The organism is Eggerthella hominis, from assembly GCF_014287365.1.
Classification (GTDB): domain Bacteria; phylum Actinomycetota; class Coriobacteriia; order Coriobacteriales; family Eggerthellaceae; genus Eggerthella; species Eggerthella guodeyinii.
The window spans coordinates 25,066-47,726 of record NZ_JACOOA010000002.1; the positions used below are offsets into that span (position 1 = coordinate 25,066).

The 22,661-nt window shown below is 67.5% G+C and carries 21 protein-coding genes; 7 read left to right on the forward strand and 14 right to left on the reverse strand.

Going from position 1 to position 22,661, the window contains the following annotated elements; genetic code table 11:
- Positions 1 to 91: 91 nt before the first annotated feature.
- The 3 genes from thrC to H8S61_RS04925 are packed head-to-tail and all read left to right on the forward strand — an operon-like array spanning position 92 to position 2,581.
- Positions 92 to 1,645: a threonine synthase gene (gene thrC, locus H8S61_RS04915; RefSeq protein WP_255466470.1), complete on the forward strand. Its 1,554-nt coding sequence runs from the start codon at positions 92 to 94 to the stop codon at positions 1,643 to 1,645.
- A 41-nt stretch (positions 1,646 to 1,686) separates the two neighbouring features.
- Positions 1,687 to 2,031: a winged helix-turn-helix domain-containing protein gene (locus H8S61_RS04920; protein WP_154334798.1), complete on the forward strand. Its 345-nt coding sequence runs from the start codon at positions 1,687 to 1,689 to the stop codon at positions 2,029 to 2,031.
- 4 nt (positions 2,032 to 2,035) lie between these two features.
- Complete coding sequence (locus H8S61_RS04925) at positions 2,036 to 2,581, forward strand: hypothetical protein (RefSeq protein ID WP_186938170.1); 546 nt, start codon at positions 2,036 to 2,038, stop codon at positions 2,579 to 2,581.
- Here the strand turns inward: H8S61_RS04925 and H8S61_RS04930 are convergent.
- The 4 genes from H8S61_RS04930 to H8S61_RS04945 all read right to left on the reverse strand — a co-directional run bounded on the left by H8S61_RS04930 (position 2,578) and on the right by H8S61_RS04945 (position 8,060).
- The gene (locus H8S61_RS04930; RefSeq protein ID WP_186938171.1) at positions 2,578 to 3,192 is read right to left on the reverse strand and encodes a TorD/DmsD family molecular chaperone; all 615 of its coding nucleotides are present in this window, start codon (positions 3,190 to 3,192) and stop codon (positions 2,578 to 2,580) included. The two genes, H8S61_RS04925 and H8S61_RS04930, sit on opposite strands and share 4 nt — an antisense overlap.
- Before the next feature lie 66 nt (positions 3,193 to 3,258).
- The gene (gene nrfD, locus H8S61_RS04935; protein WP_186938172.1) at positions 3,259 to 4,137 is read right to left on the reverse strand and encodes an NrfD/PsrC family molybdoenzyme membrane anchor subunit; all 879 of its coding nucleotides are present in this window, start codon (positions 4,135 to 4,137) and stop codon (positions 3,259 to 3,261) included.
- 1 nt (position 4,138) lies between these two features.
- On the reverse strand, positions 4,139 to 4,789 hold the full coding sequence (locus H8S61_RS04940) for a 4Fe-4S dicluster domain-containing protein (protein WP_186938173.1): 651 nt from the start codon (positions 4,787 to 4,789) through the stop codon (positions 4,139 to 4,141).
- 175 nt (positions 4,790 to 4,964) lie between these two features.
- Positions 4,965 to 8,060 (reverse strand): molybdopterin-dependent oxidoreductase, encoded by a 3,096-nt coding sequence (locus tag H8S61_RS04945; RefSeq protein ID WP_186938174.1) that lies wholly within the window; start codon positions 8,058 to 8,060, stop codon positions 4,965 to 4,967.
- Between the two features lie 243 nt (positions 8,061 to 8,303).
- Here H8S61_RS04945 and H8S61_RS04950 point away from each other — a divergent pair, with 243 nt between their 5' ends.
- Entirely contained in the window at positions 8,304 to 9,902 is a 1,599-nt protein-coding gene (locus H8S61_RS04950) for a response regulator transcription factor (RefSeq protein WP_255466471.1), read from the forward strand.
- Here the strand turns inward: H8S61_RS04950 and H8S61_RS04955 are convergent.
- Both H8S61_RS04955 and H8S61_RS04960 read right to left on the reverse strand, forming a co-directional pair.
- A complete protein-coding gene (locus H8S61_RS04955) occupies positions 9,899 to 10,540 on the reverse strand; it encodes a response regulator (RefSeq protein WP_186938175.1) in 642 nt (213 codons plus the stop codon). The genes H8S61_RS04950 and H8S61_RS04955 overlap by 4 nt on opposite strands.
- Positions 10,537 to 11,643, reverse strand: coding sequence for a sensor histidine kinase (locus tag H8S61_RS04960; protein WP_186938176.1), 1,107 nt, complete (start codon positions 11,641 to 11,643; stop codon positions 10,537 to 10,539). Before H8S61_RS04960 ends, H8S61_RS04955 begins: the two co-directional genes overlap by 4 nt.
- 192 nt (positions 11,644 to 11,835) lie before the next feature.
- Here H8S61_RS04960 and H8S61_RS04965 point away from each other — a divergent pair, with 192 nt between their 5' ends.
- From H8S61_RS04965 to H8S61_RS04975, 3 genes are read left to right on the forward strand one after another with little or no spacing between them, the layout of a single operon-like run.
- Positions 11,836 to 12,771, forward strand: a complete 936-nt coding sequence (locus H8S61_RS04965) for an ABC transporter ATP-binding protein (protein WP_160943524.1) — start codon at positions 11,836 to 11,838, stop codon at positions 12,769 to 12,771.
- Positions 12,772 to 12,789: 18 nt separating this feature from the next.
- Positions 12,790 to 14,010 (forward strand): ABC transporter permease, encoded by a 1,221-nt coding sequence (locus tag H8S61_RS04970; RefSeq protein ID WP_160943523.1) that lies wholly within the window; start codon positions 12,790 to 12,792, stop codon positions 14,008 to 14,010.
- On the forward strand, positions 13,997 to 15,235 hold the full coding sequence (locus H8S61_RS04975) for an ABC transporter permease (RefSeq protein WP_186938177.1): 1,239 nt from the start codon (positions 13,997 to 13,999) through the stop codon (positions 15,233 to 15,235). Before H8S61_RS04970 ends, H8S61_RS04975 begins: the two co-directional genes overlap by 14 nt.
- Positions 15,236 to 15,314: 79 nt before the next feature.
- Here H8S61_RS04975 and H8S61_RS04980 read toward each other — a convergent pair whose 3' ends face one another.
- Genes H8S61_RS04980 through cpaB form a run of 8 tightly spaced genes read right to left on the reverse strand, consistent with a single transcriptional unit; the run spans position 15,315 to position 22,614 of the window.
- The gene (locus H8S61_RS04980) at positions 15,315 to 15,776 is read right to left on the reverse strand and encodes a type II toxin-antitoxin system HicB family antitoxin (protein WP_186938178.1); all 462 of its coding nucleotides are present in this window, start codon (positions 15,774 to 15,776) and stop codon (positions 15,315 to 15,317) included.
- A 30-nt stretch (positions 15,777 to 15,806) separates the two neighbouring features.
- On the reverse strand, positions 15,807 to 15,989 hold the full coding sequence (locus tag H8S61_RS04985) for a type II toxin-antitoxin system HicA family toxin (protein ID WP_186938179.1): 183 nt from the start codon (positions 15,987 to 15,989) through the stop codon (positions 15,807 to 15,809).
- Positions 15,990 to 16,047: 58 nt separating this feature from the next.
- Positions 16,048 to 17,934 carry an InlB B-repeat-containing protein gene (locus tag H8S61_RS04990; protein WP_255466472.1) on the reverse strand — a complete coding sequence of 629 codons (1,887 nt, stop codon included), beginning with the start codon at positions 17,932 to 17,934 and terminating at the stop codon, positions 16,048 to 16,050.
- Positions 17,921 to 18,502 (reverse strand): hypothetical protein, encoded by a 582-nt coding sequence (locus tag H8S61_RS04995; protein ID WP_186938180.1) that lies wholly within the window; start codon positions 18,500 to 18,502, stop codon positions 17,921 to 17,923. The genes H8S61_RS04990 and H8S61_RS04995 overlap by 14 nt, the downstream gene beginning before the upstream one ends.
- Before the next feature lie 10 nt (positions 18,503 to 18,512).
- Positions 18,513 to 19,454: a type II secretion system F family protein gene (locus tag H8S61_RS17685; RefSeq protein WP_186938181.1), complete on the reverse strand. Its 942-nt coding sequence runs from the start codon at positions 19,452 to 19,454 to the stop codon at positions 18,513 to 18,515.
- Positions 19,451 to 20,371, reverse strand: coding sequence for a type II secretion system F family protein (locus H8S61_RS05005; RefSeq protein ID WP_186938182.1), 921 nt, complete (start codon positions 20,369 to 20,371; stop codon positions 19,451 to 19,453). The genes H8S61_RS17685 and H8S61_RS05005 overlap by 4 nt, the downstream gene beginning before the upstream one ends.
- A gap of 13 nt (positions 20,372 to 20,384) precedes the next feature.
- Positions 20,385 to 21,704, reverse strand: coding sequence for a TadA family conjugal transfer-associated ATPase (locus H8S61_RS05010; protein WP_186938183.1), 1,320 nt, complete (start codon positions 21,702 to 21,704; stop codon positions 20,385 to 20,387).
- Positions 21,688 to 22,614, reverse strand: coding sequence for a Flp pilus assembly protein CpaB (gene cpaB / locus H8S61_RS05015; RefSeq protein ID WP_186938184.1), 927 nt, complete (start codon positions 22,612 to 22,614; stop codon positions 21,688 to 21,690). The genes H8S61_RS05010 and cpaB overlap by 17 nt, the downstream gene beginning before the upstream one ends.
- Positions 22,615 to 22,661 lie beyond the last annotated feature (47 nt).

Genomic DNA, 22,661 nt, shown 5'->3' on the forward strand with positions numbered 1-22,661 from the left:
TCCCGTGCCGATTCTGCCGCCGGGATAATTCTCAGCATAGTATACTGGGACGTGATACTGGTTCGGCGGAACACGGATGAAAGTGCAGGACATGGCTCAAAACCTCTATTCCGACACGCGCGGGCAAAGCGAGCACCCGATCACCTTCACGGAAGCCGTCATCGACGGCTTGGCCGCAGGCGGCGGTCTGTACGTGCCCGAGCGCATCCCCGAGCTCTCGCTCGACGAGATCGGCGCGCTGGCCGCGCTGCCGTACGCCCAGCGCGCGGCGCGCATCTACGAGGCGTTCGAGGTCGACCTGCCCGCCGAGACCATCGAATCGCTCATGGCCCAGGCCTACGGCGACAACTTCGACGACGAGCGCATCTGCCCCATCACGTCGCTCACGGCCGACACCCACGTGCTGGAGCTGTGGCACGGCCCCACGAGCGCGTTCAAGGACATGGCGCTGCAGTGCCTGCCGCGGTTCTTCTCAGCAAGCGCCGCCCAGCTGCGCGAGCAGGGGAAGCTCGACCACGACTTCCTCATCCTCGTGGCCACGTCGGGCGACACGGGCAAGGCCGCGCTCGAGGGCTTCCGCGACGTGGACGGCGTGTCCATCGCCGTGATGTACCCCGACGGCGGCGTGAGCGACATCCAGTTCAAGCAGATGGCCACGCAGCGCGGTCGCAACGTGCAGGTGTGGGGCGTGCGCGGCAACTTCGACGACTGCCAGACCGGCGCGAAGAACGTGTTCGGCGACGAAGCGTTCGCGGAGCAGCTGCAGGACGCGCACCGCATCGCGCTTTCGAGCGCGAACTCCATCAACTGGGGGCGCCTCATGCCCCAAATCGTGTACTACGTGTCGGCCTATGCGCAGCTGGTGGCCGACGGCAAGCTGGGACTGGGCGACGAGCTGGACGTGTGCGTGCCCACGGGCAACTTCGGCAACATCCTGGCCGCCTACTACGCCAAGCGCATGGGCGTGCCGCTGGGCATGCTGTACTGCGCCAGCAACGAGAACCGCGTGCTCACCGACTTCATCAACACGGGCACCTACGACATCTCCGAGCGCCCCTTCGTGCTGACGCCGTCGCCGTCGATGGACATCCTCGTGTCGTCGAACCTGGAGCGCCAGCTGTTCGAGCTGACGGACCGCGACGCGAACGCCATCGCCGGCTGGATGGCCGACCTGCGCGAGCAGCGGCGCTTCCGCGTGGACGAGGGCACGTTCGCCCGCGTGAGGGAGCTGTTCGCCTCCGACTCCATCGACAACGCCACGTGCCTCGACACCATCAAGCGCGTGTTCGACGAACACGACTACCTGCTGGACCCGCACACGGCCGTCGCCTACCAAACCGCCGAGAACCTCCGGGGCGAGAACCCCGTGCTCATCGCGAGCACGGCGCACTGGGCCAAGTTCGGCGACAACGTGTATCGCGCGCTGCACGGCATCGAGCCGGGCGCCGCGCTGCCCGACGACGTGGCCGCGCTGTCCGGCTGCGAACTGAACGACCTGATCGCGCGCGAGACGGGGGCGAACGACATCCCCCGCGGCCTGGCCGAGCTCGACGCGCTGCCCATCCGCTTCAGCGACGTGATCGACGGCGGCACGAACGACATCGAGGCGGCGGCGCTGCGCTTCCTCGAGCACCTGGACGCCTGACGCGCCACCCGCGCAATCTGACGAGAAAAGGACGGAACACCATGAGCGACCTTGCGAACCTGAAGCCGACGATCCGGCTCTCCATCATGAACCCGGACGCCGAGAGCGGCTCGCTGTTCGGACGCGGCATCGCCAGCCTGTGCCTGGGCGTGCGCGAGACCGGCTCGCTCAACGCCGCCGCCAAGGGCATGGGCATGGCCTACAGCAAGGCCTGGCGCATCATCAAGGAGACGGAAGCGGCCCTCGACCTGCAGCTGCTCAACCGCGACGGCGCGCACGGCAGCGACCTGACCGACGCCGGCAACAAGCTGCTGGACGCCTACCTCGCCATCGAGGAAAAGCTGCAGAAGGAAGCCGAAGACCTGTTCAGCGACGTTTTGAAGTAACGACGTGCCGCTTTCGCACGAGCGCACGCCACGAAAGCTGCTGGGGTTTCGATCGGGGAACCCCTGGAAAAGCTCGTGTGCGCTCGTGTTCTTCTGCTTGCTCTACCTCGCGTTCGTTCTGACGCTCATGCCGCCGGTCGTGGCGGGCAACCACGATCTGCTGGTGTACAAGGCCATTCGTGCGGCCCTGTTCGCCATCGTCATCCTGCCGATCGTCTTCCTCTCCGATTTCGCCTGGTGCAAGCGCATCCCCTTCTTCTCGTCGCCGCGCGCTTCCCAGCGCATGCTGGGCGTCGGCCTGCTGACCGCGCTCCTCGTCTGCCTCTGCGCGAACCTGGCGTACCTGCACACGCCCGAGTACCGCGCAGCTGCAACCCATCGCACGGCCATGGCGCTCGGGATGGAAGACGCGAACATGCCCGCGTCCGAGGGGGACGCGGGCATGTCGGGAGGGGTCGCGCGCGCTACCGGGCAAGAGCCCGAGCGCGATGAGGGAGCGAGCTTGCAAAACGCCTGGAACGAACGGCGCGAAGGCTGCGGCACCGATTAGGCAGCCGCGCTCGCGTCGAGATCGATCCAGCTTCGCACCGCTTCGATCAGGCGAACGTACTCGTCGCCCTCCCCGCGCTGACGCGCGACGGCGCAGAGCGTGGGCACCCAACTCGCCAGATGCCGCCGGAGGAACTCGTCGGCGAAACGACCCGCCGCGAGTCCCTTCTCGCCGCCTGCCGCCTCCAAACGCCGCAGGTGCGCCATGAACGCCAGCTCGACCGAAAGGTGATCGGGACGCAGGCTGTCCACGAGCGGCTGAAACCCGCGCAACGCGCGATGGTCGAACCCGTACGTCCGGTAGCACGCCAGCACCTCGGTCATGCGCGGACCGTCGAGGCGGCCGGGCTCGAGGCGGCCGGGCTCGTCCTCCCGGGCGTCGAGCATGCAGCTCTCGATCGCCGGAAGGTAGCGCGGCGACACGGCGATGACCAGGCGGTCGTAGAAGCACTGCTCCAGATCGGCGGCCTCGTCGACGGCGGCGGAGGCCTCGTCGCCCGCCGCCGCAAGCAACCGCGCCATGCGGTCGCGAACCTCCCCGTCCGGCACCGTCACCAGCACCGACGCGAACAGCGCGTAGACGGCGGCCGCATCGGCCCGATCGTTTTCCATGTTCGTCTCCTTCCCTCAGGCCCGGGCGCCCGACGGGATCGAGCGCCCGGACGGATCAGCGTGCCGCTAGAAGCCGGCGCCCATCGTCATGCCCACTGCGGCGACGACGATGACGTAGCGCAGCGCGAACCCGCCGATGCAGGCGGCCGCGTAGCCCGCGAGGCTGAGCCCCGTCACGCCCCGACCGGCCGAGCGCAGGCGCACGACGCCGGCAACCAGCGGAACCGCAATCCCGCACACCACGACGCCCAACCAGAACACGAGCGCGTTCGAGCCGGCCAGCATTCCCTGCACGGTAGCCGTCGCGGCAACGGCACCCGCTTCGCCTCCCGTGGTGGCCGTCACCGCCAGCAGCACGAGCAGGAACAGCCCGACCAGCACCGGCAGCGCCACTTCGGCTTTCGGCAGAAAGCCGATCTTCTCCAGTTCGTCGCGCGCCGCGAAGTACGCGACGGCCGACACGAACGCGAAGCCCGTGAGCGCCGCCGAGCACACGAACAGGAACGGCAGCACCGCGAGGTTCCACAGCGGATACGAGGCCGAATAGCCCAGCAGGACGCCCGTGTACGTCGCCACGCCGGCGGCGCACACGATGCCGAGCACATCGAGCGCGCGCGGCACGTCCTTCCTGCACAGCTGAACGACCAGGCTGGCGACGCTGACCACCAGGAAGATGCTGAGGCAAAGCACGCCCCAGGTCATGGGCGAACCCAGGTTCGTGATGAGGTAGAAGAACCGCAGGGGATCGCCCAAGCCGGCCTTTGCGTCGATCATGAGCGTGAGCGCCCCGGCGGCAACCGCGACGGGTCCCACGATGGAGCCGATGAGCCTGATCTTCTTCGAGCCGCCCGGCGCCCAGCCCGCCAGAATGGAGAGCAGGAACGCACCCGCGCCCAACCCGGCCAGGAACAGGTCGCATGCGACAACGCCATCCCACACCATCATGCTACTCACCCCTTTCCATGTCTTCGAGCTTCACCGCGACGCGCCCGCCGTGCAGCACCGACGACGACTTCGGCAGCGCGTTCGTCTCGGCGAGGCCGACGTAGCACGTGTTGGTCTCGATGCCCAGTTCGGGCAGCATACTCTCCGCCTGCGCCTTCGCCACCTTCTGGGCAACTTCGCTGCTCGGGTCGTTTAAATCGCCGAACAGACGGGCGTGGGTGGGGCAGTTGCCGGCGCATGCCGGGAGCAGCCCCTGCGACGTGCGGTTCACGCAGAACGTGCACTTCTCCACCTCGCCCGCGTCGTTCTGCCACCGCACGGCGAAGGGGCAGGCCGCCATGCAGTACTTGCAGCCGATGCAGCGGTCCTGATCCACGAGGATCAGGCCGTCGTCGTTGCTGTACGTGGCCCCCGTGGGGCACACGGCCATGCACGGCGCATTGTCGCAGTGGTTGCACAGGTGCGGCACGTTCGCGCGCACCACCTGGGGATAATCGCCCGCATCCCAGGTTTCGATCCAGGTGTTGAACTGCTTGATGGACAGCCCGTTCTCGAACTTGCACGCATTCACGCACGCGTGGCACCCGATGCACAGCGACACGTCGATCAACATGAAGGGCCGCTTGCCCGATTTCGTTTCAGCTCGTTGCATGATTCACCCTCTATTCTTCTCATCTCATAGGTCCACAAAGGTCAGCGAGGGTTTCCGTGGCGCCCCAGATCGTGGGGAGGGCGAGGGCGAAGCGTACTTCGGTACGCGAGTCCTCGGCCTCGCCGCGAGATGGGGTGCCACGGGAAGCCGCAGCGTCGACCCGTTCCGGCGGTCGTCAGACCGACGGAACCACCAGCTTGAACATGCCGCCGTTGCGGCCGGGCGTCGATGCCTCGGGGTCGGAGAAGGCGAAGATGCCGCCTTCGCCCACCTGCGGATCGAGCATCTGGCAGAGCTGTACGCCCGTGTCGATGTCCGGGTTGCCGGGGATCGTCTCGTCGCCCACCGTCAGATCGGTGGAGCCGTACGCGTCCTGCGTGTAACCGAACGAGATGCCGATGGTCCCGCGCGCCGTGCCCCCGCGCACCATGGCCACACCTTCCATCACGTCGCCCGAGGGATTGACGGCCTGCACGGTCTCGCCGTCGCGGATGCCCAGCTCGCGCGCATCCTCGATGTTGATCTCCAGATAGTTGTGCGGCGACAGCTCGCGCATGAGCGCGCTATCGGACAACATGGTGACGCAGCGGAAGTACGGCTTGTGGCTGGCCGCGCCGAAGGGATACTCCTCGCGGGAGTACACGTCCTCGATGGGCGTGCCGTCGCTGAACGCTTCGGCATGCCAGCCGAGCGCTCCTTCGTAGTATTTCCCGGTGTAGTGGTTCTTCACCGAGCCGCGCTCCTCGGAGTAGAAGTTCACCATGTACGCGCCCGCGTACGTATGGCGGCCCTCGTCGTCGAACGTGTCGGCCTCGGGCCACGTGCGGCATCCACGGCTGAGCAGGCGCTGCACTTTCGGCCACTCCTCGGCCGCGACAGCCTTCCTCCAGGCGTCCGGCAGGGTGTCGAGCGCCTGCATCTCGATCTCCTCCTGGGAGAGGTCGTCGATGACGCCGTCCTCGTATGCCACGTTCGCCAGCGCCTTGACGTAGTAGTCGCAGGCGTCGTTGAACGGGGACTTCTCGCCCGTTGCGGACAGCAGCCCCTCGTCGCCGTAACCCGGCAGCCCCAGCTTGCGGCCGACATCGCAAAGGAACGCGTCGAAGCTGGCATGGCGCCCATCGTCGAGCTTCATCGACTTCGGCTCCACCATGGGCCACTGGAGGAAGTTGCCCTTATGGCCCCACCATGCGGCATGCTGGGAGATGCCGAAGTGCTCGCGGTACATGGTGTCCGGCACGATGTAGTCCGCCATGTGGGCGAACGTGCCTTCGACCACGTCCGAGCATATGGCCAGCGGCACGATGTCGGGGTCCTTGAACGCCTCCATCACCTCGTCGCGCATGGCGCCCGGCGTGGCCTTGATGGGGTTGCACTGCCACGTGAGCAGGATCTTCGCCTTATGCGGGTAGCCGTTGGCCAGCGATAGCACCATCTGGTTGTCGGAGGTTCCCACGCCGCCCGGATACCACGGCAGCAGGGGCTTGGGATCCCGCTCCCCGGCGGCGACGCGGCGCTGGTACTCGCTCGTGTCTTCCCAGGCGAACCCGGTGCGATCGACGCGCGCGTCCGGCTTGCCCTCGGGCACGCCCTCGGCTTTGTTCAGCAGGTAGCGGTCGCCGTTGCCGGGCCCCACCACGCCCACGAACGTGGCGATGAGGCTGCCTTTCATGCAGAGGGCGCCCGTGAGGCCGGCCAACGTGGAGAAGCAGCTGGTCGCATCGGTGCCGTTCGCCGACGTGACGCCGCCTGCACCGTTGACGGACGACTTCGTGCCATGGGCGACGAACTCGCTCGCAACCTCCTCGATGACCTCGACCGGCACGTCGCAGACCTGGGAGTACTCTTCGATGGTATGCTCGTTCGCGCTGTCCTTGAGGAACAAATAGGCCGTGCGCACCTTCACGCCGTTGACCTCGCCCTCCCATTCCATGAGGCCCTTGTCGCTGTCGAGGCTGACCGCGGGCTGCCGGGTGGACGCATCGACGCACACGTACTGGTCCTCGAAAGCGTTCTCCTTCTCGGAGGGCTCGAGGCCCGCGTCTTCGGGACGCATCATGTGACGGTAGTTCGGATGCCCCTCGTCCACGATGACGAGATGCGTGGCGTTCGTGCACGCGTTGAAGCCCAGCTTGATAGCCTGGGGCAGGTTCGGAGCGCACATGAAGTCCTCGTTGTACTTCTTGTTGTCGATGATCCAGCGGATCATGCCCATGGTCAGCGCGGAGTTCGTGGCCGGCTTGATGGGGTACCACACGGCGTTGTCCTGCGCCGGGGTGACCACGCCGTTGCCGAGGTTCGGGTCGAACACGACGATCTTGGCCTGCTTGTTCTCGATGGTGGACGCCACGCGTTTGAGATCGCTCATCACGCTGCCGCCGTTGGCGCCGGGGAACGTGCCCATCCAGATGGCGTATTCGTTGAATTCGGCGTCGATGCCGAGGTCGTCGCCGTCGCCCGACTGGTAGGGGTAGACGCCCTTCGCGCCGTAGCACGACGAGTGGTGCGAGTACTTGTTGGAGCTGCCGTACATGCTGAGGAAGCGCGTGGACGTCTGTCCGCGGCCGTCGGTGCGGCCGCCGCAGTAGATGAGGCCGTTCGCCTTCGAGCCGAATTCGGGGGCGTCGGGCACGAGCGGCGTGTCGAAGTCGCGCACGGCGCGGAACCCTTCGATCTCGCGATCCTCGCCGATGTCCTTGAACAGCTTGCCGCCTTCGACCACCTCTTCGATGAGCTGGTCCCAACCGATGGGCTGCCACTTGCCTTCGCCGCGCTTGCCGGCGCGCTTGAGGGGCATGGTGATGCGATGCGAATTCAGGTACACGTCGAGCGCGCCGAGCGAGCGGCCGCAACACGTGGCCGCGCCGGTCTGCTTCGAGGGCGACTGCGTCATCGTGCGGTACGCCTCCGTCAGCGGCTCGTCGAACGGCAGCACCGGATAGGCGTTGCACGGGTTGTACGGGTTGCCGCCCTGCGCCAATATCTCACGCGACTCGCGATCGAGCTTCAAGCGCACGCCGCACATGGCGTAGCACCCCACGCAGTTGCTGTAGCGCACGATGACCTCGTCGTTGATTTTCACCTCGTCAGTGCTCGGATCGTAGGTCGCCTCCAGCTTGCGCCCGCGACCCGAAACCGGGAATTCCGGATCGACCGGTGCCTGCTCGATCGCTTCGGCGTTGTCCGGCAGCCCCAGCCCCGCAAGCGCCGACGCGCCGACGAGCCCGGACAGCTGAGCGAACCGCCTTCTCGACATATCCATGGTTCCCATGTACGTTCCCCCTCTTCTCGTCTCATGCTTATACCACGTGGATCAGCATAGGCAGCTGCGGTCGAAGCCGCATCGGTATGATCGAATGGAACGGAACGCGCCGGGGCAACGCGGCATCATTGGAACTCAATGATTTTCCGTTCGCCGAGTTCAGCGCCTCGTGGGCGCGACCCTTCTCCCGGCCCGTCCGAGCGATATAGGGTAAAATCGAGGCATGGACAGCGAAGCCGGGGGAGGGCATGTATGGCTGAAACGCGGAATCCATCCGTGCTGGGACCGATCAGGCTCATCGTCGCCTCAAGCTCACGACGCCGCGCCCTGGCCGCGTTCGTCATCCTGTACGCGTGGGAGTACCTCGCGTTCTTCTCGAGCACGCTGACCAAGGGGTCGCACGTGCCGAGCCCGAGCCTCCCCGAGCAATGCTGGGGCGCTGCCGGACTGGCGCTTGCGGTGAGCGCGGCAGCCCTGTTCGTCAGGCGGCGCACGAAGCCCTTGCGCTTCTCTCGCCCGCTCTACCTGCTGGCCGCCGTTTTGATGGGCGCTTGCTGCTTGGCCATCTGGGTGCTGTACACGTACAACGTGCTGCCCGACACGCTCCCCTTCGCCTGCGCAGCCGTCATCGGTTTGCTGCTGCCGCTGATGTACCTGTACCGGATCGATCACTTTCCCGAGCTCGATGCCTCGTTTCTCGGGACGTTCTTCGGCCTGGTGTCCGTGTTCTCCCTGCTGGTGTACCTCGTGTTCATCGTGCTCCCCACCGTATGCGCCGTGGTGTTCTGCACGGTAGCGCCGCTGGCGTTCGCGCTGATGAGCTCCGACCTGCCCGACCTCGAACGGCAACCCGCCGACGCCGAGGACGACGCGTCCCCGAAGAGCGCGGGGCGCGATGCGCCCTTCTCGGTGAAGCCGATGCTGCTGAACTACGCGAGCGCGTTCATCCTCATCGTCTGGCTGAACTTCGCGTTCTTCCGCGTGATCGCCGCCCCGTGGGATTTCGAATCGCGCTCGTGGTACTCCCCTTCGGTGTTCGTCACCACGTTGCTGGTGACGCTCACGCTGTTCCTGATCATCCGCAAAACCGCAACGCGCAAGCATCAGCGGGGGCAGGCGCGCTTCGCCATCGTCGTGTTCGCCGTGAGCTACCTCATCCTGTACGTGCGATTCTACAGCCCGTTGCTGGCGACCATCGCGTTCTCGTTCTGCTTCGCCTGCATGATCGCCCTCGAGGCGCTGGCCTGGAGCTTCTGGTACCAAGCCGTCAAGCAGGATCGGCGCTTCGCCGCGGTGCCCCTGCTCATCTACCTGATGGCGAAGGGGGTGGGCATTTTCGCAGGCGTGATGCTGGGCGAGCAGTCGTGCCTGATCACCGATGGCATCATACCGGTCACGGCGCCCCTGTTCTTCCTCGTGGTGCTGTTCGCATGCGGCATGGCCATCAAGTTGGAGGACTTCGACAAGCTGTTCATCGGCGGCGACGCCCGCCCGCTGCAGGGGTACGAAACCGACTTCGGAAGGCTCGTCATTGCCGACGCGATCGAGCCTGCCGCGGACGGGTCGATCCCTGCGGCCCCCGCAGCTCCCGCGGCTCCCCCGCGCGCCGAGACGGCCGCGGACGCGCTGGCCGAGCGGTTCGCGCTCTCCCCGCGCGAAACCGACGTCGCCCGCCTGCTGCTGGCAGGACGCAACCGACCGTACATCAAGGATGCGCTGTTCATCTCGACGGGGACGGTCAACTCGCATATCTCGAGCATCTACCGCAAGACCGAGGTGAACTCGCAGCAGGATCTCATCTCGCTGGCCGAGGCGATCGGCGGCGAAACGCGCTCGGAGACGGGGGCTTAGCGGTCGCGGTAGTAGCGGACGACGAGCTGGGTGCGGTTCTTGAGGTCGAGCTTTTGGAGGATGGCGCTGATGTGGTTGCGCACGGTGCCCTCGCTGAGGTACAGCGTGGCCGCGATCTCCTTGTTGTCGAGGCCCTCGGCGACCAGATCCACGATGGCGGCCTCGCGCTCGGTGAGGTCGCCGCACAGCTCGCCCGCCGCCGCGGCCGCCGTCGGCGTTGAGCCGCCGCGCATGAGCGCGTCCATGCGATCGAGCACCTCGCTGCCGAGCACGCTCTGGCCGGCCATGACCGTGCGCAGCGCCGGCGCGATGGTGGCAACTTCCTGCTTGATGAGGTAGCCCTTCGCCCCCAGGCGCAGGGCGCGCACGATGTACTCGTCGTCGGAGAACGTCGTGAGGAACACGATGCGCGCGTCCGGGTGCTTGCCGAGGATGCGCTCGGCGGCGTCGAGGCCGCCGGTTCCGGGCATCTGGATGTCCATGAGCAGCACGTCGGGCCGTTCGCGCTCGAACAGGGCAACGGCCTCGTTCCCGTCGCCGCCGAGCGCGCACACATCCACGTCGTCCTGCGCCTCGAGGATGGTTTGCAGCGACATCCGCACGAACGGGTCGTCGTCGACGATAAGCGTCCTGATCATGCCTTCTCCTTCGGTGGATCCTTCGGTATGGTGGCGAACACGCGGAAGCCCTTGCGGTAGCCGGTGCGCAGCCGCCCGCCGAGCGAGCTCACGCGCTCTTCCATCGTCTGCAGGCCGATGCCGGCGTGTGCGGGGGCGTCACCCGACGCCGCGGGTCGCGGCTCGCCGCCGCGCGAGCCGTTGTCCTGCACGATGAGCTGGAAGAGCGCGGGGTACTCGATGACCGACACCTCGACGCGCGTGGCGTCGCTGTGCTTCGCCACGTTCGACAGCGCCTCGCGCACGACGGCGACCAGGCCGTACGCCACGGGCAGCGGCACGTCGCGCACGTCGTACACGAGGCGCACGCCAGCGAGGCCGCAGGCGCCGATGACGCCGTCCAGCCGCGCGCGCAGATCGAACGCGTCGTCGTGCAAGTCGTGCACGCTTTTGCGCACGGTGTCCATGGCCTCGTGCAGCGTCGCGCCCACCGAAGCCAGCTCGCCGCGCACGCGCTCGTCGTCGGCATGCACCACCTGCAACGCCTCCACCTGCAGCACCGAGCGCGTGAGCAGGTGCCCCACGTTGTCGTGGATCTCGCGGGCGATGCGGCTGCGCTCGGACAGCGTGGCCAGACGAACCTCGTAGTCCTGCGCGGCCATGAGCTCGCGGTTCTTGCTCGCAAGCGACAGCGACGCCTCCTGCTGCTCGTCGCGCAGAACCCGGTAGCGCTCGCGCTCCTCGTCGATGCGCGCGGTGCGCCACGCCATGAGGCAAGCCGTGACGCCCAGCACGCCCACGGCGGCGATCAGCAGGACGTCCCCCGTGCGCAGCGCGCAGGCGAGCGGCACGGCCCAGCTGAGCCGCACCGGCCAGAATCGCTCGCCGAACAGCACGTACGCCACGGGAGGGAGCAGCACGACGAATTCGGGCACGAGCAGCGCCGTCAGCAAAAACACGCCCGCGACCGCGAAGCGCAGGTGCGCGTGCGGGTACGCGTCGAAGCAGCACACCACCACGATGGCGCACAGCAGCGCCGAGACATGCGCGCTGGCGAACGTCGTGAACGGCAGCAACAGCAAGCACAGCGCGACGAGGATGATTTCGTCGATGACCCGATCCATGGCCCCAGTATAGCGGCGGCGGGGCGCGGCGCGGCGCAGGGATGCGACAAAAGCAGGGGTGCGGCGAGGTTCGTGACAAATGTCACGATGCCGGGCCAGACCGATGACGGCGCACACTTACGCCGAAGCCGCCGCGCGGGCATGATGGTAGCAGGAACGAAACCGCGGAACGCAACCGCAGGAGGAGGAACCATGGACATCGTAGCCGTCGACAACTTGGTCAAGCGCTACAACGAGGTGCTCGCGCTCGATCATTTCAACCTGCACATCGAGCCGGGCGAGGTGTTCGGCCTGCTGGGCCCGAACGGGTCGGGCAAGACCACCGCCATCAACTGCATCCTGCAGCTGCTGACCTACGACAAGGGAACCATCGAGCTGTTCGGCCAGACCATGCGCCCGACCAGCTACGATTTGAAGCGGAGGATCGGCATCGTGCCGCAGAACGTGGCCGTGTTCGAAGAGCTGAACGTGCGCGAGAACATCGACTATTTCTGCGCGCTGTACGTGAACGACCGGGCGAAACGCCGCGACCTCGTGGACGAGGCCATCGCGTTCGTCGGGCTGGAGGACTACGCGAAGTTCCGTCCGCGCAAGCTGTCGGGAGGCCTGCTGCGACGCCTGAACATCGCGTGCGGCATCGCGCACAAGCCCGAGCTCATCTTCTTCGACGAGCCCACCGTGGCCGTGGACCCGCAAAGCCGCAACGCCATTCTCGAGGGCATCCAGGAGATGAACCGCCAGGGCTCCACCGTGGTGTACACGAGCCACTACATGGAGGAGGTGGAGGAGATATGCACGCGCATCATGATCATGGATCACGGGAAGGCGCTGGCCACCGGCACGAACGCCGAGCTCAAGGCCATGATCGGCACCGGAGAGAAGATCCAGATCGACGCGCCCGAGCTCGACGAGGCGGCGCTGGCGCACCTCGACGCGCTGCCGCACGTCACGCGCGCGCTGTACCGCGAGGGCACGCTGGAACTTGCCTGCCAGAACGGGACGCACAACCTGAGCGACGTGCTGGCGGTGCTGCAGCGCGACGGCGTGCAGTTCGGCCGCATCTACGCCGAGCCTCCTACGCTGAACGACGTGTTCCTGGAGATCACCGGCACCGAGCTGCGCGATTAGGAGCGGAAGGACCTCACCATGTTCAACGTATTCAAAGGCGCCCTGCTCACGCTGGTGCGCGAGAAGAGCATATTCATCTGGTCGTTGGCGTTTCCCCTGATCCTGTCAACCATGTTCGTGTTCATGTTCGCGAACCTGGACGATGCGGGGCAGTTCGAGCCCATCCCCACCGTGGTGGTGGCCGACGAGAACCTCGACGCCGCTCCCGGATTCTCCGAGATGATCGACACGCTGTCCGAGCCGGGCGACGACCAGATGCTCGACGTGGTGCGCGTGGACACCGAGCAGGAGGCGCGCAGCCTCATGAGCGGCAACGAGGCTGCGGGGCCCGGGTACTCCGATACGCTATCGGACGGCGCTGTCGGATACTTCACCGTGGATGCCGACGGCACGCCCACCGTGCACGTGAAAGCCGGCGTCACGCCCGACTCGCTCGACAGCGCCTACCAGTCCATCCTGAAGACCATCGGGGACGCGTACGTGCGCAATGTGGCGCTCATCGAGGACGTCGCCGCCACGAACCCCGCCGCGCTGGCCGATACGGCGGCGCTGGAGAAGCTGCTCGACACCGGCGACCTCACCGAGAAGATCGACGTCACGCAGAACCCACCCAAGGAATCGGTGCGCTACTTCTTCGCGCTGTTGGGCATGGCGGCGCTGTTCGGCGGGCAGATCGGCATGATCGCCATCTGCCGCACGCAGCCGAACCTGAGCCCGCTGGGTGCGCGCCGCGCCGTGGCCGCGCTGAGCCGCGCGAAAACGCTGACGGCCACGCTGGCCGCGAGTTGGGTGCTCACGTTCGTCTGCATCACCGTCGCGTTTCTGTACATCCGCTTCGTCGCCGGGGTCGACTTCGGCGGGCGCGATGCGATGTGCGTCGCGGTGATCGCGGCGGCGGCCCTCGTGGCGACGGCGTTCGGCACGCTGCTGGGATCGCTCCCGAAGGTGGACGAGGGCGTGAAGGGCGGCCTCCTGTCGGGCATCGTGTGCTTCGCATCGCTGTTCGCCGGGCTGTACGGCTCCCCCACGATGAAGCTGGCCGACACCATCAACGCCGCGGCGCCGGGGGTTCAGCTGATCAATCCCGCGGTGCAGATCTCCCAGGCGTTCTACAGCATCATGTACTACGACACCTACCAGCGCACGATCGAGCACATCCTGATTCTGCTGGTCATGGCTGCGGTGCTGTTCGCCGCATCGGCCCTGTTCATTAGGAGGCAGCGCTATGCAAGTCTTTAGGATCGCGATCAAGACGGTGCTGCGGCACCCCATGTACCTCCTCGTGTACGCCGGCTTCCTCAGCCTGATGGGCGTGTTCATCGCGAGCAGCCTGACGTTCGGAGGCTCGAACGGCAACGAGTTCTCGCCGTACGAGACGAAGTTCGCCGTGATCGATCGCGACGCGAGCGCGTTCTCGGAGGGGCTGACCGCCTACCTGCGCGAGCAGGGCACGGAAGTGGCGGTGGAGGACAGCCCGATGGCCTTGCAGGACGCCGTCGCCAAGGGTCAGAGCTCGTACACGCTGATCATCCCCGAAGGGTTCGGCGAGGCGTTCGCGGAGGCGGCGCGCGCGGGCGACGAGCTTCCCACGATGGAAACCGTGTACAGCTACTATTCCACCGAAGGCAACCTGATGGACCAGGTGGTGAACGAGTACCTGGGCATCGCGCGGGCGTACGCCGGGCTTGAGGGCGCCGCGTCGTTGGACGACATCGTGCAGCACACCGACGAGATCATGGCGGAAGCGGCCGAGGCCGACAGCGTGCAGGTGGGCGGCACCTCGTCCGAAGCGCAGCGGTTCGTGTTCTTCCTGCAATGGGGTACCTACACCCTATTCGCGTCCATCATCGTGTGCGTGGGCGTGCTGATGACCACGCTCAACCGCACCGACCTGCGTCGCCGCAACCTCGTGTCGCCGCTGCCCTCGTTGTCGTACGGCTTGCAGGTGGCGGCCGGCAGCCTGCTGGTCATGGTGGCGGTGTGGCTGTGGACGATCTGCCTGGGCCTGACCGTGTTCCACGAGGCGGTGTCCATGATCAGCGGCACGGGGCTCGCGCTCATGATCGCCGCGTCGTTCGCGTTCGCCACCATCCCGCTCTCGGTGGGCTACCTCCTCGGGCAGTTGGGCGTGGGAGAGTTCGCCAGCAACGCCCTGGGCAATATCCTCGGCATGGTCATCTCGTTTTTGGGCGGCGCGTGGATCGCCTTCGACCTGCTCGATCCCGCCGTGCAGACGGTGGCGCACTTCCTGCCCGCGTACTGGTACACGAACGCGCTGCAGAGCGCGGCCGACTTGACCGTAGCCTCGTCCGAAACCGTGCTGCCCATCCTCGCGAACATCGGCGTGATGCTGCTGTTCACGGTGGCGATCTTCGCCGTGGCGCTCGTGGTGGGCCGCCTGCGCGTGCAGAGCGCCGAAGCCGGCGGCAACGCCGGAGCCGCGCGCGCGACCACCCGCGCGTAGCCGCAGGAGCGAGGCCCGTCATCCGAGGCCCGTCATCCGAGGCCGAACCGCGCTTGACGGGTCTTGGCTCGCAACGTGCTCAGGAGGCGCATCCGACGGATTTGTCGGATGCGCTTTTTTGCGGGCGCCCGGGTTTCGGAGGATTGTTCAAACGCTCCTTCACGCTCCACAGGTACACGTAGTTGTCACGGCCTTGCTTTTTGGCGGCGAGCTGGCCCGAGCTCACCATCTGGCGCACGCGCGCGTCGCTCACGCCGAGCATGGAGGCCGCTTTCTTCGTGGTGAGGAGGCCGCGCTCGACGTCCACGTCCACCGAGATGGCCACCAGCAAGCCTTCGTGTTCCTGCGGATACGTCGGTTTCGGCAACGGTTTGTCGAGCTGTAGGCAGTCGTCGATGAGGAGCCACAGCACCTCCGAGGCCATCGCGACGGCGTCTTCCATGTCGTCACCGCAGGTGCAACCGCTTTCAAAATCGACGAACTGAACGTTGTAGCCGTCCAATTCGTTCTCGGTGAAAACGGCGGGGTACACATAACGCATGGCTCGTCCTCTCTCGTGCTTTCTCATGCCTCAACGCCACCCGGCGGTTTTGCGGATACTCTCCCACAAACCTTTCGGCAGCTCTCTTCGATGAAGCGGCAGGATGATCGTCTTGTCATCCTTCGACAGATGGCGGTGCGAACCGTTACAGCCATCGTCTTGCCAGTGTTCCCGCAGCAATCGGCGATATATCTCGAAAGGTTTCGGCGGCATGCGATCAACTCTTTTCTACAACTATAACGCTAACGTTAGTATTACGCAAGCGTAAGGTTTACGACAGGGTGATGCCGTCGTAAGCGGGGACGGCCCATTGCAGGTACGCGACGGTGTTGCGGGTGATGCGGGCCAAGCGAGCCGGGCTGCCCTCGCCTGCGGGCGTCGCGTAGGCCCCCGGCTCGCAGGTTGCCTCGCGCATGCGATCGTGCTGCTCGAACCAGACGTTGTCGCCCCGATCGAACGAGAGGCGGTCGCCGTAGAACAGCGTGCGTTGCCGAGGAAGCTCGATGCCGTGCGCGAGCGGCTCGAGGCGGCCCTCGTCGGCGAACAGCTCGCGATCGGCGAAGAGGGAGACGGTTCGGTCGGTGAGCGCATAGGAGACTGTCACACGGTTGCGGCCGTAGAGCGCGAGACCCGCGTCGGGCACGGCAGAGCCTTCGGCGAAGGGCTGCGTGCAGGCAGCATCGAGGTACCAGCCGTCGAAGCCTGCGCAATCGGGCTTCGTCGCCTGTGCGATCGCCTGCGCGTTCGCCCGGTAGGACGATCCGACCTCGACGGACTCCGAGAACACAGGTGCGCTGGCGCCGTCTGCGTAGTAGGCGACGCGCGCATAGGGCTGCCATTGCGCGTAGTAGGTCGCGCTCGACCCGATGGACACACGGTCGCCGATCTTGCCGATGAGCGAGCCTCCCGAGGCAGCGTCGTACCACCCCTTGAACGCGCAATCGGCTTTCGTCCCCGGATCGGGCAGCTCGACGACGCCCTCGTTCCATTGCGCGTAGAGGTTCACGGCTCCCGTCGTCGTGCGCAGGTTCCTGACGGAGGCACGGTCGCCGTACGACGCGCCGCCTCCGTCGGCGCGCGTGTTCCACGACTTCCACCACCACGCGCAGTTCAGTCGCGTTACGCCCGCCGACCCTCCCTGGGAGTCGCAGGTGAGCGTGTAACTGCGCCGAAACCCGTTCGCCGTGAGCGCTTTCGATGCGTCGTACACGTGCGACGACGATGCGGTGCTTCCGGCGGTCGCGCCGTTGCCGTTGTAGGACACGGTGTAGGCGATCGGCTTCCACACCGCGTACAGCGGGATGAGGTTCGTGCCCGTTGGCGACGGCTGACCGGCCAGCGGATCACGATAATAATCCGCAGGGCTGCTGCCGGCCCAATCATGCGGGAGGTTGGTGCACTGCAGAAGGTTCCAGTCTTCGTACCCTATACGTTGACCCGGGGCGATGTTCACCGCGCCGTTTTTCGAGGTCGACCATCCTTCGAACGTGTACCCGACCCTCGTAGGCTTCTTCGACGAGATGTTCGCCGTGGTGCCGATGTACTTGTAGTGGGCCGCCGGCGCGCCGGTTCCCCCGTTCGCGTCGTACTGGATCTTGACGCGCGGCCAGAAATCGACGGACCCGTAGAAATTGCGGCCGTAGTCCGCGTTGTCGAGGTACACGTGGCAGTACATAAGCGCGTCGAATCCACCGTGTTTGGAGATGACCGAACCGCCCCATCCGTAGCCGTACGTGGCGATGCAGCCGAACCCGTTGCCGTTGCCGCTGCCGTCGAGCTTGCCGCTGCCCATCACCGCGCCGGCCCTCGTCCAGCGGCCGTTGCCGCCCGCATACCAGGCGAGATCGTCCTGTCCGCCCGCATCGCCCCACACGGCGAACTGGTACGACTCGATGCGCGAGTGGATACCGCCGGGAGCGTTCCAGCTGGGCATGTCGAACTGCGGGCCGATGGGATCCGAACCGATGAGCTCGAGGTAGTTCGCCGACGGGTCGACCCTGATCCAGGCGCGGTTGTATATGGTCGCGGTGTCCGTCGTCCGATAGGAGTACGCGAAGGCCTCGCCCGTTTCCAGAGCGGCGAGGCCGAAGCTCGCGCACAGCAGCACGGCGGCAGCCAGCAGCGTGCGCATGACGCGTTGCTTCTCACGCTTCAGCATGGGCCGCCTCCTCGCTCCACCGTGCCAGAGCTCGCCCGAACGCCGCGTCCGCATCGTCCTCGGTCGCGAAGCTGCCGTCGGCGACGGCGCGCAGCTCGTCCTCGGCCAGATCGCGTGCGTCGATCGCCGCGTAGGCGATCTCGAGGGCGTCGGTTTTCGGCGCGTCGTCCCCATAGCTTCGCGCAACCGGATCGCCTGCGGCGAGCACCGTGCCGTCAAACAGCATGAGCATCGGGAGCTGCGGAACGACTTCGTAGGACCCTGCGCCAAGGTAGGCGGTCTGCGCGCCCGACCCCTCGAAGACGAGCTGTTCGTCGCAGGGCGCGCCGTCGATCTGGACGCCCGACACAAACGCTCCCAACTCGACGTTCTCGGGCGACCAACCGTCGCATCGCAGCGCGACTTGCAGCTCTATGGTGCTCGCACCGTCGGGTGCCGCATCGGCGATGCGCTCGTACGTACGCCAGCCGAAAAACGCGACGGACGCCACCACGAGCGCAGCAACCGCCGCCACGCCGCACGCGATGCGCCGCTCGGGCCTCGTCCTCTTGTTCGATCTTCGCTTCACGGAAGCCTCCTCATCCCATCGAGTTGTTCAAGAAATCCAGCAGATCGACCACCGTCGGAACCACCACGAGCGCGACCGTGGGCGGCAGGAAGCACAGCGACAGCACGATATCGAGCTTCGTCGGCATCTTGCGGATGCGCTCCATCGCCTCGGCTTGCGCCGTCTCGCGCGCCAGCGCCGCCTGGGCGGCGAGACCTTCGGTCAAAGACGAGCCCTGGCTGATCGCCTGGGTCAGCTGGGCCGCGAACGCGCTGACGTCTTGGCTGCGACAGCGCTGTCCCAGGTGCTCCAACGCCTCCTCGCGCGAATGGCCCAGCAGGTTCACCTCCTTGTCGACGAGGGAGAACTCCTCCGCAAGGGGTCCGTCCATGCTTTCGGCCACCTCGCGGAAGCATTGCTCGATCGGGGAGCCTGCCGCGATGGCGATGCCGAGCAGCTCCATCGCGTCGGGCAGCCCGAGCTCGATAGCTCTCCGCCGACGGCGCTCCCTTCGCGAAAGCTCCCACGACGGCGCCGTCCAACCGCACGCCGCGCAGCCGCCCACCGCGCCCGCGAGGGCGAGCGGAACGAGCCCCGCGCCCGCCGCGAGGATGCCCGCGAACCCGGCGCACCCCAACGCGGACACGGCGCGGATGCTCCTCCACGTCTCCGGCTCAAGCCCCACGCCCGCCCTGCCCAGACGCTCGCGGCTCGATTCGACGTCGGCGCGCGAAAGCGGCACGTACCGATCGAGCAGCATCGCAAGCGCATCGAACGCCGCGCGCGCACGGCGGCGCCCCCGCTCGACGCTTGCGCGGTTGCCGGTCGTCGAAGCGCTTCCCGACGACGGCGCGACGGCGTCGCGGCGTGCGGGAGCCGCGTAGCGCACGAGCGCCTCGTAGGCCGCAAGGCCGACCACGGCCCCGAGCACGAGGGTCGCGCAGAGCGCCGCGCCCGCACCGGCGCCGATCACGATTCGCTCCGATCGATCGCCGTGATGCGCTGGCAGGCGAACAGGCCGATCGCCTCCGAACACGCCGCGACGCCCAGCAGCGCCCAACCGAGCGGCTGATCGCGGTAGAACTGCGAGAAGTCGGCGTTCGTCGCGAACATGATGAGGAAGATCGCCGGCATGGCGAGCGCGACGAACCACTTCGCCAAACGCGTGCCGGCCAGCTCGGTCTTCAGCTCGCGCGACGTCCGCAGCCGTGCCGCGGCATGCGCGGCGATGAGATCGAGCACCGGCGCGACGGCCCCGCCGAACCGCTGCTGTATCCTGACGGCCGCGGCGAGGGCGCGCACGTCGGGGCTGCCGGTTCGGCGCGCCATCCGCTCGAACGCCGCCGCGAGCGCCGTTCCGTACGCCGCATCGGCCAGCACGCGCGCGAGCTCCTCGCGGAGCGGTTCTTCCACATGCGCCGCGACCGTGCGCAGCGCGCGCTCGAGCGTGAGCGAGCTGCGCACGCTGGCCGCAACCTGCGGAAGCGCTCGGGCGAGCTGCCGTTCGAGCAGCTCCCGCCGCCGTGCGCGCAGCAGATGCAACCGCATCCCCGACCCCGCCAGCACCGCGGCGCAGGCGATCGTCCCGACCGCCACGCCGCCCATCAGCGCCGTGGCGAACGCGAATGCGACGAACGCGAGCGAGACGACGCTCACCGACCAGCCGAGCGCCGACGTTTCCACCCCCGCCTCATGAAGCGCGCGAGCGAGGCGCGGCAGCTTCGGCTTCTTGCGCTCCATCGCGGCAGCCGCCCCCGCTTCGTAGAGGCCGCGATCGCTCAGCGCCCGACCGCGGCTCGACGCACGCTCCTGCCGCACGAGCGCGTACGCCCATGCGCCCGTCGCGGCGCAGGCCGCCACGAGGCCCCACGGCATCACAAGTCCCATCATGCTCCGTCCCTCCTCACTGCTCGAAAAACCAAGCGGGGTCGTACCACGCCCCCGATGCGCGCATGCGCTCCTTGATGCGCTGCGGCTGCACGCCGCATGCGCGCCACGAACCCGCGATGGCACCATACGCGTCGACGCCCTCGACGTCGAAGACGAACAGCTCGGCGCGCGGGATAACGAGGCTGCCCTCCGGCAGCGGGTCGATCGCCACGATGCCCGTAACCCGCCGGCACCCGTCCCGCATGCGCTCGGCGTGCACGACGAGCCCGCCCTGCAACGATTCGGCGATCTGCTGGACGATGACGTCGCGACCGAGGTCGCCGTCGGCATAGCCCACCATCGTGCGCAAGCGGCTGATGGCGTTGCCGGGATCGTTGGCGTGCACCGTGGTCATCGAACCCGGATGGTCGGTCTGCATGGCCTGCAGCATGTCGTACGCCTCGGCGCCGCGGCACTCGCCGACGATGATGCGGTCGGGGCGCCGGCGCAGCGAAAGCGCCACGAGCTCGCGCATGCCCACCGACCCCTCGCCTTCCGTGTTCGCCTCGCGCGTCTGCATCCGCTCCACGTGCGGCGTTTGCAGGCGCAGCTCGGGCGTGTCCTCGATGGTGACCACCCGCTCCTCGGGCGGGATGAATCCGGACAGCGCGCCGAGCAGCGTGGTCTTGCCCGACCCGGTGCCGCCCGAGATCACGATCGGGCAGCGCGCCTGCACGGCCGAACGGAGGAACTGGGACATCGCGTCGGTCAGCATGCCCCTGCGCACGAGGTCCTCCATGCCCAGCATGCTCGACGAGAACGTGCGCACGTTGAGCGCGGGGCCGTCGGGGGCGATGGGCGGCACCACGTAGGTGGCGCGCGCCCGTCCGCCCGGCAGCATCGCGCACCCCATGGCGTGCGCGTCGTCGCACCGCTTGCCCGATTGCTCGGCGATCTTGTTGATAATGCGGCGCAGGTGCTCCGCATCGTCGAACTCCACGTCGGGACGGTACTCGATGCGCCCCGCGCGCTCCACATACACGATGGGAGCGCGAAAGGGCAGCGCCGGATCGTCCATGTCGACGCCGCCGCCGTTGACCATGATCTCGGTGACGGCCTCGTCTTCGAGCAACCGCTGGAGCGGCCCGTAGCGCAGGAAGTCGTCGACCATCGCGCGCGCGAGCGCTTCGAACTCGTACGGGGGAAGCGGCACGCCCGACTCGTGCGCGACCTCCCCCACGAGCCGACGGATGAGCTCCTCGACCGCGGCAGGGCCGGCGGCGTCGCCGCGCAGCCGCACCGCCGCCTCGTCGCGCACGGCGCGCTTAAGCGCGCGCTCAGTCGTCCTGTCCATCGACGGTCGCCTCCCCGAACGCGTCGTCGGCGGCCACGAGGACGAGGCTGACCCGCCCGGCGAACTGGGCTTCGCGCACCGCATCGGCCTCGTCGGGCGACACCTCCACCGTGACGGAGGCGGAACCGCTCTGCACCCCGGCGGCATCGTCGCCGATCGCCACGACGCGCGCCCGCTCGCACACCGTCTCGAGGAACGCCTCGCCCGCCGACGCGCCCTCGGCCGACACGATGCGCACGGTGTCGTAGGGCCGCACATGGCCCGCAAGCCCCGTCTCCACGTCCACGGCGAGCGTCACTGCTTGCATGCCCGTCCCCAGCTCGGCGGAGAGGCGATCGCCGCCGCCTGCTCTCGTCACGAACGAGGAGGACAGCTGGGTCCCCGCGGGAATGTCCACGAGCGCGCGCCCTCCCGAAACGGCGCCGTCGGCATCGAGCGCTTCGCCGCCGAGCGCCGAGGCCGCCCGGTACGAGGCAGGAACGTCCCGCACCTCGACGGCCTCCGCCGCGATCGCGTCGCCCGCACGGATGTCCGCGGCCGCCACAAGCGTGGGAAGCGCGCCCGCCGTGGCGTGCTCCACCGCCGCGCGCGAGGCTGCGGCCGACCACAGGCCGTACGCCACCGAGGTCAGCGCCAACGCGACCGAAACGGCGACGATCGTCGCCAACCGCTTGACGCGCGCCGTATCGCCCGGCCGCGGCTTGGCGGCCGCGAAGGGTTTCGCGCGATCCGCGGCGACGGCAGGCATCGACGCCGTCGCCTGCGCCCCTCCTCCAGGCGCGCCGAACCCCGGACGCGCTCCCCCGCCGCCCGCAGCCGCCACGCCCTCGCCCGTCGTGCGCCGCGACGCCCGCGCCGCGAAGCCCCCGCCCCACGCCGCCGCATCACCGCCATTGCCGCCCATCGCCATAGCCCGTTCCTTTCTCCCGTTGTCGCCGGCCTCGCCCGGCACGCTCT